14 protein-coding genes are annotated in these 11,926 nt (G+C 73.8%); all 14 read right to left on the bottom strand.

Going from position 1 to position 11,926, the window contains the following annotated elements:
- Positions 1–6: 6 nt before the first annotated feature.
- Positions 7–525 (bottom strand): flagellar hook assembly protein FlgD, encoded by a 519-nt coding sequence (locus H9640_RS15425; RefSeq protein WP_191791669.1) that lies wholly within the window; start codon positions 523–525, stop codon positions 7–9.
- A 12-nt stretch (positions 526–537) separates the two neighbouring features.
- Complete coding sequence (locus H9640_RS15420) at positions 538–2,076, bottom strand: flagellar hook-length control protein FliK (protein WP_191791668.1); 1,539 nt, start codon at positions 2,074–2,076, stop codon at positions 538–540.
- Positions 2,073–2,822 carry a C40 family peptidase gene (locus tag H9640_RS15415; RefSeq protein ID WP_191791667.1) on the bottom strand — a complete coding sequence of 250 codons (750 nt, stop codon included), beginning with the start codon at positions 2,820–2,822 and terminating at the stop codon, positions 2,073–2,075. The genes H9640_RS15420 and H9640_RS15415 overlap by 4 nt, the downstream gene beginning before the upstream one ends.
- Entirely contained in the window at positions 2,819–3,256 is a 438-nt protein-coding gene (locus tag H9640_RS15410; RefSeq protein WP_191791666.1) for a flagellar export protein FliJ, read from the bottom strand. Before H9640_RS15410 ends, H9640_RS15415 begins: the two co-directional genes overlap by 4 nt.
- On the bottom strand, positions 3,256–4,659 hold the full coding sequence (locus H9640_RS15405) for a FliI/YscN family ATPase (protein ID WP_191791665.1): 1,404 nt from the start codon (positions 4,657–4,659) through the stop codon (positions 3,256–3,258). The genes H9640_RS15410 and H9640_RS15405 overlap by 1 nt, the downstream gene beginning before the upstream one ends.
- Positions 4,656–5,345 carry a FliH/SctL family protein gene (locus H9640_RS15400; protein WP_191791664.1) on the bottom strand — a complete coding sequence of 230 codons (690 nt, stop codon included), beginning with the start codon at positions 5,343–5,345 and terminating at the stop codon, positions 4,656–4,658. The genes H9640_RS15405 and H9640_RS15400 overlap by 4 nt, the downstream gene beginning before the upstream one ends.
- A complete protein-coding gene (fliG, locus tag H9640_RS15395; protein ID WP_225227318.1) occupies positions 5,335–6,492 on the bottom strand; it encodes a flagellar motor switch protein FliG in 1,158 nt (385 codons plus the stop codon). The genes H9640_RS15400 and fliG overlap by 11 nt, the downstream gene beginning before the upstream one ends.
- Positions 6,489–8,114, bottom strand: a complete 1,626-nt coding sequence (fliF, locus tag H9640_RS15390) for a flagellar basal-body MS-ring/collar protein FliF (RefSeq protein ID WP_191791663.1) — start codon at positions 8,112–8,114, stop codon at positions 6,489–6,491. The genes fliG and fliF overlap by 4 nt, the downstream gene beginning before the upstream one ends.
- Position 8,115: 1 nt before the next feature.
- Positions 8,116–8,457: a flagellar hook-basal body complex protein FliE gene (gene fliE / locus H9640_RS15385; RefSeq protein WP_191791662.1), complete on the bottom strand. Its 342-nt coding sequence runs from the start codon at positions 8,455–8,457 to the stop codon at positions 8,116–8,118.
- Between the two features lie 5 nt (positions 8,458–8,462).
- Positions 8,463–8,855, bottom strand: coding sequence for a flagellar basal body rod protein FlgC (locus H9640_RS15380; RefSeq protein WP_191791661.1), 393 nt, complete (start codon positions 8,853–8,855; stop codon positions 8,463–8,465).
- A 1-nt stretch (position 8,856) separates the two neighbouring features.
- Entirely contained in the window at positions 8,857–9,198 is a 342-nt protein-coding gene (locus H9640_RS15375; RefSeq protein ID WP_191791660.1) for a flagellar basal body rod protein FlgB, read from the bottom strand.
- 266 nt (positions 9,199–9,464) lie between these two features.
- Positions 9,465–9,944, bottom strand: a complete 480-nt coding sequence (locus tag H9640_RS15370; protein WP_191791659.1) for a hypothetical protein — start codon at positions 9,942–9,944, stop codon at positions 9,465–9,467.
- The gene (gene fliS / locus H9640_RS15365) at positions 9,934–10,359 is read right to left on the bottom strand and encodes a flagellar export chaperone FliS (RefSeq protein WP_191791658.1); all 426 of its coding nucleotides are present in this window, start codon (positions 10,357–10,359) and stop codon (positions 9,934–9,936) included. Before fliS ends, H9640_RS15370 begins: the two co-directional genes overlap by 11 nt.
- 21 nt (positions 10,360–10,380) lie before the next feature.
- The gene (gene fliD, locus H9640_RS15360) at positions 10,381–11,751 is read right to left on the bottom strand and encodes a flagellar filament capping protein FliD (protein WP_191791657.1); all 1,371 of its coding nucleotides are present in this window, start codon (positions 11,749–11,751) and stop codon (positions 10,381–10,383) included.
- Positions 11,752–11,926: the final 175 nt, after the last annotated feature.

Below are 11,926 nucleotides of genomic sequence, written 5' to 3'. Positions count from 1 at the left end.
TTCGGGTCAGGCGGCTGCGCCGGCCTGGCTGTCGGTTGCGCCGTCCGTGGCGGGTGGGGGGTCGGTGGCATCCGTGCTGACCGTGCCGGTGACGCCGGAGACCTTGTCGAGCGCGATGCTCTTGTCGCCGATCGTCACCGTGGGGACGGCGTCCTTGTAGGACACCGCGGTGGCGATGCCCGTGTGCTCGACGCCGTCCGCGTCGAGGTAGGACACCTCCTTGCCGAGCAGGGTGGCGGCCGCGTCGCGCATCTGCAGCGCGAACGCCTCCTGCTGCCGCACCGCGGAGTCCTCGACGAGGGTCCGCATGGCGCTGAGGGACTCCATCATGGCCAGCGACGTCGTCTGGGCGACGATCTCGCTGGTCTCCATGGAGCTGGACGGGTCCTGGTTGCGGAGCTGCGTCACGAGCAGCCCGAGGAACAGCTCGCTGTCGTACTCCTGCTTGGGGGCGCGCGCGTTCTGCGTGCGCGGGGCGGTCTCCACGGGGGCGGAGACGGGCCCGGTGACGGGGGGGACCGGCACTTCGTTCCTCTCTCAGACGAGGACGTCGAGGCGCCGGGAGGCCCCCGGCGTCGTGTCGTCCACTGTCGGCTGGATGGTCTGGTCGGTGGTCGCCCCGGGGACACCGGGACGTGCACCGGTGCGGGACTGCCACGGGTGCTGCTCGCCGGGGCGACCGGCGGTGCCGGCTCCTGCGTCTCCCGCGGTGCCGTCGCCGGACCCGGCCTGGTGGCCGGTCCCCTGCGCCGGTGCCTCCTTCGCGTCCGAGACCGACAGCGACGCCGTGGGCGCGATGCCCGCGAGGTCGCGGCGGAGCTCGGCCGCGAGGGCACGCAGGGCGTCGCGGCCCGCGTCGTGCGGGGCGAAGAGCTCGATCCGCAGCTCGCCGCCCGCGATGTGGGCCCGGACGGTCACGGGGCCCAGGTTGTCGGGGGTCACCGACAACGTGAGCACGTGGTCGCCGTCGCCCGCGTCGAGGAGCTGGAACACGGGTCCGGAGACCTGGGCGTGGAGCGTGGGCGTCGCCTGGGGCGTGGCGGGGGCAGGGACGACCTGCCCGACGGCGCCGCTCACCGGGGCCTGCACCACCGGCACCGGCGCGGGGACGACCTGGCCGGGCGCCGCCGTCGGCTCGGGGGCGACCTCGGCCGCGCCGGTCGGGAGAGCCGCGCCGGAGCCGGGAGCGGTCGCGGCCGGTGCCGTTCCGGAGGTCGGCGACCCCGTCGACGTCACCGTCACGGCAGCGCCGGGGTGCTGCTGCCCGCCGCCCGACGAGGAGCCCGCCCCGCCGGAGCTCTGCCCGGCGGTGGTGGGAGCGGTCGCGGCACCGAGGGGCGGGGCGTCGGTCGGAGCGGTACCCGGCGCGGTCGCCCCTGTCGAGGTCCCGCTCGGAGCGACGCCCTGCCCGGCGATCTGCTCCGCCGTCCGGCCGACGCCGTCCGCAGGCTCCCCCGCGCCGCCGACCGGTGGCACGGGCGCGCTGGCCTGCTCTTCCGGTCCTGACGAGGCGGGCCCGCCGACGTCCACGTGGCCGCCCGCAGCGCCGAGAAGGCCGGGGACGCCGGCGCTCCCCGCCGTGCCGACCTGGTCCGGCGTGCCGGTCGGTCCCGGCAGCACGGGGACGACGGGCAGGAGCACGGCGGCCGCCTGACCGTCGAGCGTCCCGGCCCCCTCGACGCCGCTCCACCCGTCGGACCCGTCGGTGCCGTCGGCCCCGGCAGCGCCAGCTGCGCCACCGGACCCCGCAGCGCCTCCGGCCCCGACGAGACCGTCGGCCACCGTCCCGTCCGCCCCCGGCCCCCACCCCTGGCCCCCGTCGACTGGCGTGCTCGCCTGTCCGCCCGAGGACCCGGGCAGGCCGGGACGCCCCGGGTGCGCGGCGCCGTCGGGCAGGGTGCCCACGACGCTCGACCCCTCACCGGAGGTCGGTGCGTCCCCCGGCCCGGCGGCCTCGTCCGACGCCGCGGCGAGCGACCGGCCGAACGCGTCCGAGGAGTCCCCGGCACCGCGGCGCGCACCGGGCGCGGCAGCGGGCGCGAGGACGCTCGCGAGCGACGACGTGACCGCGGTCATGCCGCCACCCCCGCGCCCAGCACCCGACGGATCGTGGTCACGGACGCGTCCGTGACCGAGGTGATCTCGACCGTCTGCCCGGGCTTGGGCGAGTGGATCATCTGCCCGTCGCCCAGGTAGATGCCGATGTGCTTGCCACCCCGCTGGACGATCAGGTCGCCGGGCTGCGCCTGCGCGAGCGACGCGACCTCGGTGCCCTGACGCATCTGGTCGCGCGCGACCCGCGGGAGGTCGATGCCGTGCGCGCCGAACACGAGCTGGACGAGTCCCGAGCAGTCGAGACCGCCCTCGGCCAGGCTCTCCCCTCCCCAGACGTACGGCACCCCCAGATACTGCTTGGCGGTCTCGAGGATCGCTCCCGCGCTGCCCGTGGCACCCGTGCCGGCGGCCGAGGCCCCCGACGCCGGGGACACGGCAGCGGTCGCGCCCGCCGTGGTCGCGCGCCCCGTCCCGGCGAGCGACGAGAACAGCCCCGCGAGGTCGAGCGTCCCCGTGCCCGTCCCGGTGCCCGTGGCGGACCCGCCGAGCGAGGACAACAGGCTGCCGAACAGGTCGGACGAGCCGGCCCCCTCCCCCGCGCCGACGGCGGCGAGGACCGACGCGAAGTCGGTCGCGCCCGTCGCGCCCGTGCCCGAGGTGGTGCCCGTCCCGGACGTCGACGCGCTGCGCGTCGCCGTGGGGTCCTGGAGGGTCGCGATCTCGGTGCGGATCTCCCCGACGCGAGCCAGGGCCTGGGTCATGCTCATGCTCCGGTGGTCCTTCCGGTGGTCGGTCGCCACGTCGACGAGGCGACCTCGTCGAGCGTGACCTGCTCGGCGCGGCCCTCGGCGCGCGCGACGTCCTGGTCGTGGCGGTCCTCGAGCTTCTCGAGCCCGAGGCGCGCGGTCCGCGCTCCCTGGAGCCCGCTGAACGCCGCGTCGACCTCGGCCGACTTCCGTCGCGCCTCGGCCTCGAGAGCCGCGAACATCGCGCTCGTGGCGGCCCGCGAGGCCGCGATGGCGGCGAGGGACGCCCCCGTCGTCGCACGGTCGGGCGACGACTCGAGGTACGCCGAGAGCCCGCCCGCCTCCTCGACGGTCTGCGCGAGGTCCGCGTGGGCGCTCGCGAGCCGCGCCTTGGCCGTGTCCTCCTCGAGCCGCCGCAGCCGCAGCACCCCCGCGAGCCGGAACTTGGTGCTCATCACGCCTCCCCGTCGATCAGGGCCTCGGTCAGCCGCGCGAGGCGCGACCACGTCTCCTCGGCCGGTGTGCCGTCCGTCATGGCTTGCTGGAGAAAGGCGTCGATCGCGCGCTCGTGCGCGATCGCCGCGTCCACGAGCTGGTCGGTGCCCTTCTTGTAGGCCCCGATGTCGAGGATGTCCTGGGCCTTGCGACGTGCCGCGAGCACCTTGCGCAGGGTCAGCGCGAGCGACCTCTGCTCGGGAGTCGTCACGCGCGACGCGACGCGCGAGATCGACCCCAGCGGGTCCACGGCCGGGTAGTGGCCCGACACCGCGATGGCCCGGTCGAGCACCACGTGCCCGTCGAGGATCGAGCGCGCCTGGTCGGCGATCGGCTCGTTGTGGTCGTCCCCGTCGACCAGGACCGTGTAGATCCCCGTCACGGAACCGCGCACGCCCGTGCCGGCCCGCTCGAGCAGGTTCGCCATGAGGGAGAAGGTCGACGGCGGGTAGCCCCGCGTCGCGGGTGGCTCGCCGACCGACAGCCCGATCTCGCGCTGCGCCATGGACACGCGCGTGAGCGAGTCCATCATGAGGACGACGTGCGCGCCCTCGTCCCGGAACGCCTCGGCGATCCGGGTCGCCGTGAACGCAGCCCGACGGCGCATCATGGCCGGCTCGTCCGACGTCGCGACCACCACGACCGAGCGGGCCAGGCCTTCGGGCCCCAGGTCGTCCTCGAGGAACTCGCGGACCTCACGACCGCGCTCGCCGACGAGGGCGATGACCGAGACCTCGGCGTCGGTGCCGCGCGCCACCATCGACAGCAGCGACGACTTGCCCACGCCCGAGCCCGCGAACAGGCCGATGCGCTGCCCGCGCCCGAGGGTCACGAGGGAGTCGAGCACGCGCACGCCCGTCTGGAGCGGCGTGTCGATGCGGGCACGATCCATCGCCGAGGGCGCCTCGTTGTCGACCGGCACCCGCGCGTCGCTGACGATCGGTCCCAGCCCGTCGACCGGGCGCCCGAGCGCGTCGATGACGCGGCCGAACAGGCCGCGACCCGTGGGGACGAGGATGCCCGTCCCGCTCGTGCGCACGGGGGCGCCGGCACCCACCCCGGTCAGCCTGCCCAGCGGCATGCACCGGGCCAGCCCCTGCGACGTCGCCACGACCTCGGCCGCGACACCGTGCGGCGCGTCCCCGATGTGCACCAGGTCGCCCAGGGCGCACCGCAGGCCCGCGACCTCGACGCTCAGACCGACCGCCGACGACACGACCCCGACCCGCTCGGGGCGGGCGGCCGCGGCCAGCGCGTCGAGCGCGGCAGGGCGCCACGAGGCCCGCCCGAGGGCGTGGGCCGGCGCTGACGGAGCGCCGGGTGCGGGCCCGGACGGCTTCTCGGCCACGTCGGTCGCGGTCATGCCACGGCCCTCCCGGCACCGGGCCGCCGGCCCGGGTGGCGCCCCTCGGCCGAGCCGTCGAACCCACCCGTCCCGGGGTGCTCCGCCGCCGCGACGAGGGTCGCGAGCTCGGCCCGGGCGCGCTCGACCGCCGCCCCGACGCGGGCGTCGAGGTAGCCCTTCTCGAGGTCCGCCACGGCGTCGCCACGACGGAGCGACGCGTCGGGCACGAGCACGGGCTCCCGGACACCGGCCTCGGTGAGCAGGCGCACGTCGTCCGGGTGCAGGCGGACCTCGACGACCGCAGCCTCGGCGCTCGACGTCACGCGGGCGAGAGCCGCGTGCGCGGCCAGGGAGCGGTCGGCGAGCTGCAGGCCGACGATCGCCTCGGCGAGGTCCAGCGCCCCGCGCAGGGTCGCCTCCTGCGCGGCCTCGACGACCGGCACCGTCCGCTCGGCGAGCGCTCGCGCGGCCTCGTGCAGCAGCACGACCGTGCGACGGATGCTCTCGACCTGCTCGGCCGCCCGGCGTGCGTGCTCCTCCTCGAGGGAGGCCCGCAGCCGGTCCACGCCCTCCTGTGCAGCACGGGCGCCCGCGGCGTACCCCGCGGCGTACCCGCGGGCGGACGCGGCCGCCTCGACCTCCTGGGCCCGCGAGCTGTGCAGCACCGGGACCGCGTTCGGGACGAACGCCGACTCAGTAGACAAGCTCGTCCCCGTCCGTGCGGTGGATCGTGATCTTCTCGTCGGCCTCGAGGTCCCGGACGATACGGACGATCTCGGCTCGTGCCTCCTCGACCTGGCTCACGCGCACGCCACCCAGGCCCGCGATCTCCTCGTCGAGGAGCGTGCGGTTGCGCGCCGAGATGTTGGTCGTGACGGCCTCGACGACCCGCGCGGTCGTCCCCTTCATCGCGAGCGCGAGCACGGACATCTCCACGCCCCGCAGGATGATCTGGACGTCGCGCGCCTCGAACGAGGCGATGTCCTCGAACGTCAGCATGCGCGAGCGCACCTCGTCGGCGAGGGCAGGGTCCCGCGCCTCGAGGCCCTCGAGCAGCGCCTTCTCCGTCGCGACGTCCGAGCGGTTGATGATGTCGACGAGGGGCTGGACGCCGCCGATGATCTCGACCGGCTGCCGAGGCGCGATGCTCGCCCCCATCCGGGCGCGGAACTGGTCCGAGACGAGCTTGACCGCCTCGGGGGACGCCGTGCCCATCGTGGCCAGCGCCTGCGCCACGTCGGTGCGGTAGTCGTCGGCGAGGTTGGCCAGCACCGACGACGCGACGGTCGCGCTCAGGTGCGCGAGCACGAGGGCGACGGTCTGCGGGTGCTCACCGTCGAGCAGCGAGATGATCTGCCCCGGCTCGGTCCCGTCCAGGTACTCGAAGGCCTTGCCCTGCATGCTCGCCACGAGGCGCTCGACGACGTCGGCAGCCTTGTCGACTCCCAACGAGGCCTCGAGCAGGCCCACCGCGAGGTCCTTGCCTCCTCGCGGGCGAGGGCTGCCGGACAACGCCATGTCGTAGAACTCGTCGAGCGCAGCGACCGCGAGGTCCGGGTCGACGACCTGGGTGCGCATGATCTCCGCCGCGACCTCGCCCGTCTCCTCCTCGGAGAACAGCGACATGACCGTGGCCGCACGCTCCTGGCTCATCTGCATGAGGACGAGCGCGACCTTCTGGACACCGGACATGCCGGCGATCCTGCGCACCGTCTCGACCGGGAGCTGCGGCTCCCCGGCTGCCGGGGCGTCGACCGTGATCGTCTGCGTCACACCCGCCCCCGAGGTGCCGACCGTCCCCGCCGGTGCATCCTGCACGCCGGTGCCCGGCGCGTTCGTCGTGATCGTCATCGCCGCACCGACCGGTCCTCGGCCAGCAGCACGCGCAGGTACTCGGCCGTCTTGTCCGGGTCGGCCCCGGCGAGCGCGTCCACCTCGGCCCGACGCTGGTCCAGGCTCGAGAAGCGGGGCGTCGGAGGCTGGATCTCGGGGCGCGTGGGCACCGGCTCGAGCAGACCGTCGCCGTCGTCACGACCGCCGCGCACCGGCCCGAACTCGTCGAGGCCGTCGTGCACGGGGCGCAGCTCGAGGTCCGCGATGTCGACCGTCTCGCGGCGCTCCCGGCGCCGGCGGGCCCGTGACCAGACCACGAGACCCAGGACGACGAGCAGGAGGATGCCCGTGACGACCGCCCCGGTCCTCAGCATCTGGCCCTGTTGCTCGGCGGCCGCTGCCGCCTCGGCAGCGGCGAGCGCGGCCTGGGCGGCATCCGCAGCCCCCGTGTCGAAGACGAGACGCTCGACCTCGATCACGTCCCCGCGCTCCGCGTTGATGCCGGCCGCAGCCGCGACGAGGCTCGTGATCGCCGCGGTGTTGCCCGCCCCGGCCGCGTCGGCGTTGAGCGCGACCGACACCGTCTGGCGCGTCAGGGCGCCCGCGGGCCGCGTCGTCGTCTCCGTGGTCTTGTCGACCGCGTTGTTGCGCGTCGCGTCCTGCGACGTGTAGCTGCTGTCACCGGTGCCGCCGTTGGGGACCGCGATGTTGTCCGGCCCCAGCACTCCCGCGCCGCCGCCTCCCATTCCGGTGTACTCCTCGGTCGTGGTCGACTCGTTGAGCACCGGCGCGTTCTCGGGAGCGGTGAACGTCTCCTCGAGACGCTCCGAGCTCGACACGTCCATCTCGGCGGTCACCGCGACGGTCGAGTTCCCCGCACCGACGACGCGGTCGAGCATGGCCTGCACCGCGCGGGCCGTGCGCTCCTCGTACTCCGAGCTCTGCTTGCCGGACGACCGGGTGCCCACGCCGACCTCCGAGAGGACCGCGCCGCTCTGGTCCACGACCGCGACGTCGGTGGGCGACATACCGTCGATCGAGGCCGACACCAGGTGCACCATGGCCTCCACCTGCTCGGGGGCAAGCGACTTCCCACGGGTCGGGGCCACGAACACCGACGCCGTCGGGGTGCCCTTCTCCGCGGCGAAGACCGTGGCCTCCGGGATCGCGAGCTGCACGGTCGCGGTCGAGACGTTGTCCATGGCGCCGATCGTGCGCGCCAGCTCGCCCTCGAGCGCACGCTTGTACGTCACGTCCTGCTGGAACTCGCTCGACGTCACGCCCATCTCGTCGAGCAGCGAGTACCCGCCGGTCGACTCGTCGGCGGGCAGCCCCGCCGCGGCGGCCGCGAGCCGCTGCTCGTACACCTGCTCCTCGGGCACGAGCACCGTCGCTCCGCCGTCGGACAGCTGGTAGGGGACGCCCTGCGACCTGAGCTGGTCCACGATCGCCGAGGCGTCCGCGCTCGACATGCCCGAGTACAGGGGCGCGTAGCTCGGACGCGACACCCAGGACACGAGGCCGACCACGGCGACCACGAGGATCGCGAGGGCGAGGACCGCGAGCGTGCGCTGCGCGATCGTGAAGTCGCGGACGGCGCCGAACGCGCGCCCGAACGACGACTTGATCTTCTCCGGCATGTCAGGCCTGCATCCTCATGATCTCGTTGAACGCGTCGACCGCCTTGTTGCGCACGGTGGCGACGAGCTCGAGGGTGGTCGCGGCACGCGTCGAGGCGATCGTCGCCTGGTGGATGTCCGCCAGGTCGCCCGAGACGGCGGCGATCGTCAGCTCGTTGGACGCCGCCTGCAGCTGCTGGGTGTTGTCGACCGCGCCGCCGAGGACCGAGGCGAACGCGGTCGCGCCCACCTGTCCGGTCGACGCGGGGGCCGTGGTCGGCGACAGGGCGGACAGCGCCGACGCCGCCTCGGCGCCCGACAGGTAGCCGGTCGCGGTCGTGGGCTCGATGGGAGACACAGGCATGGGGCTCACTTCCCGATCTGGAGTGCTGCTTCGTAGGCCGTCTTGGCCCGGTCGACGACCGCCGCGTTCGCCTGGTACCCGCGCTGGGCCAGGATGAGATGCCCCATCTGCTCGGACATGTCGATGTCCGGATAGCGCACGTACCCGTCCTCGTCGGCGAGCGGGTGGTCCGGCTCGTACGTGACGCGCCCCTCCTCGCTGCCCCAGGCGGCGCCCGCGACGAACGCGCCGGGGCTGTCGTTGCCACCCTCCTGGACGGTCACGTAGCGGGCGCGGAACGCGGCGTCGTCGGTCGACGTCACGGTGTTCACGTTGGAGAGGTTGTCGGCGACCGCGTCGAGCCACTTGCGGTGCACGGTCAGGCCGGAGCCGGCGATGCCGATCGCGTCGAAGGTCATCTCAGCTCGTCCTCATCGCCGCGCGCAGCGAGGCCGCCTCGCCACCGACGGCCTGCGTCGCGAACTGGTAGCGCAGCACGGTGTCGATGTTCGAGAGGGTCTCGGTGTCCAGGTTGACGTTCGAGCCGTTGAGCTGGGTCGGCTCGAGCGAGCGCGCCACGCTGAACGCCACACGTCCCTCGCCCGAGGCGACGGAGGAGGCCAACGCCTGCTCGAACTGCACCCGCTTGGCGGTGTACCCGGGGGTGTTGATGTTGGCGATGTTCTCCGCGATCACGCGTTGACGGGCGGAGAGCCCGTCGAGCGCGCTCTGGAGCGCCAAGGAGGTCACGGAGTCGAACACGTTCGCGGTATCCCCACGTCGAAGGTGTGTCGGCCGTCCCATGGCCTGCGGAGTGAGCGGTCCGTGCTCACCATGACCTCTCGGCCGCTCCGCGGCCGTCGTGCGTCGCGCACCCTGACCCGGGTCGCGGGTGAGGTGATGCGTCGTCGTGTCACTTCGAGCCCTATGCAGGGCTGCGGGGAGTCAGTCGTCGTCGACCGCGTGGCGGCGTGCGCGGAGGCGTCGGGCGCGCCGGGCGGCGTCGTCGAGCGCGCGGAACGGAACGGTCAGGCCTCGACGTCGAGGTAGGCAGCGACCGGTGCGTCGTGCACGGTCGGCACGGCGGACAGCGCTCGCGCGTGCCGGCGGTTCTCCGCGACCGCGTCGTGCAAGTGGTCGACGACGTGCGCATGGCCCGCCAGGACCTCGAGCGCGCGGTCCACCAGGGAGGCGGGCAGACGCCCCAGGTCGGTCGGCGGGGTCCACAGGACGAGCCTGCCCATGACCTCGCCGCCGGCGTCGGGGCCCGCGCCCGCCGCCATCGCCGCGAGGTCGTCCAGGACGCGGGACCAGGCGGCGTGCGGGTCCGCGGCCGCGTCGGTGTCACCGTGCGGGTCGAGGGCTCCGCGAAGGTCGAGGGCGGGGTCCGGCTCGGGCGCGTCCGCGAGGGGCGGGGAGCCCTGCACCCGCGAGGGCTCCCACACCGCCGGTGCCGCCGGTGCCGTCGTCCCTGGCCTGGCAGCCACGAGCTGCGAGTCAGGCGACACCGGACACACCGCCCGTGCGGACGGACGAGGTGCTGTCGTGCCCCGCGGGGAGAACCTCGGCAGCCTGGCGCCACGTCTCCTGCAGCGGCAGGACGAGCTCGAGCACCTCGTGTGTGCGCGCGATGTCCCGGTGGACGTTCGCCGCGACCAGCGCCTCGTGCACGTAGACGTACACGGCGAGGAGGTCCTCGCCGCCGTCCCAGACGGAGGTGTCGAGCGAGCCCATGAGCTCCGCGACGATCGCCTGCGCGTGCAGGAGCTGCTCGGAGGCCGCCGTCCAGCGCTCCTCGCCCTGCGCGACCTCGGCCCGGCGCAGGTCGAGCACCAGCCGGTCGTAGAGCATGGTCAGCAGACGCGCCGGCGACGCGGTGAGGATGGCGTCGCGCCCGTAGGCGCTCTGGGCGAGGTTGGTCACGGGGTTTCCTTCGCGGGAGGGTCAGCGCTTGGACGGGTTCAGGGCGTTGAGCTGTCCCGTGAGCCACTGCTGCTGGGAGTCGAGCTTCGCGAGCTGCACCTCCATCGAGGTGAACTGCGCGCTGAGCCGGTTGTAACGCTGCTCGAGGCGCGTGTCCCACCGGACGATCTGCTCGTCCATCCGCTTCGCGTTGGTCTCGCGGTTCTGGATCGAGGTGGTCAGCTGGCCGTCATACTTGTCCGACAGCGACTCCGCGGCCTCCTGGACGCGGGCAGCGACCTTGTTGAACGTGGCCGTGACCTTGTTCGGATCCGCGGCCAGGGCTGCGTCGAGCTTCTTGGGGTCGAACACGACCTCGCCGGTGCGCGTGATCTCGATGCCGATCGCGGACAGCGACTCGCCGTCGATCGGGTAGGACGCGGCGTCGGTCAGCATCTGGCGCGCGTTGCGCACGACGGACTCGCCGGCCAGCGTCGCGCCCGTCGTCGATCCGTCGGCCGCGATCGTGACCTTGGTCAGCGCGGCCATGCGGGACAGGATCGACTGGACAGAGTCGACGAAGCCCTTGACCGTGGCGGTCCGTGCCTCGGTGTCCTCGTTGACCGTGATGGTCACCGGGTTGGCAGAGGCCTTGGCGACCGTGACGTCCACACCCGGGAGCAGGTCGGTGAAGACCGCGGTGGACGACGTCACGGTCTGCTCGGCGGGCGTCCCTGCCCACAGGCGCACCTTCGAGTCGGCGGCGGCCGTCACGGTCGCCGCCCCCGGGGCGGTGAGGAGGTCGGTCGCGGTGCCGCCGTCCACCTCGGCCGCGGTCCCGGCGTGGAACGAGAACGCGTTCTCGGCACCGGTCTCGGTCGACGTGAGCTGCAGGCGGTAGAGCTTCTCGCCCGTGCCGGGGTCGGTGCCGGCGGACACCTTGACCGCACGGACGCCCGTGTCCGACCCGTTGAGGGCCGTGACGACGTCGTCGAGCGAGGAGGAAGCCGCCGTGACCTCGGTGTGCGCGCCCTTGGCGTCGGTGATCGTGAACTTCGTGCCGGGGGCCGTGCTCATGGCACCGGTCACGGACTTCTGGCCCGCGGCGACCGAGTCGACGACGAGGTCGATCGTGCCCGCTCCGGCCGCCGGCTTGGCCGTCACCGCGACGGCGTCCGACGAGCTCGTCGCCTTGAACTGCGCGAGGGCGTTGGGAGACGTGAGGTCCTTGGCGGACTTCGCGAGCGCGGCGATGCGCGTGTTGAGGTCCTGGAGCGCCGTGATCTCGGTGCGCTGGAGCTTGACCTTGGCCTGGAGGTTGAGCTGGGGGATCGATTCGACCTTCATGAGGTCCGCCACCAGCGCCTTGACGTCGAGACCGCTCGACGTCAGGCCGGAGAGAGTGATGCCCACGGGAAAAGCCTCCAGGACGTTGGGGTCGGCTGGGTCAGCCAGGATCAGGTCGGTGAGGGAAGAGCACCCGACGGACGGCGACCTGTGCGGACGCCGCCGCCCGTCGGGTGGCTGTCAGTCTCAGCCGAGGAGCTGCAGGACTCCGGCGTTGGACTGGTTGGCCTGGGCCAGCATC

It is taken from the genome of Oerskovia gallyi (genome assembly GCF_014836745.1).
In the GTDB taxonomy this organism is placed as follows: domain Bacteria; phylum Actinomycetota; class Actinomycetes; order Actinomycetales; family Cellulomonadaceae; genus Oerskovia; species Oerskovia paurometabola.
Note: the sequence above shows the minus strand (reverse complement) of the source record. Positions and strands in the feature narration are given on the sequence as shown.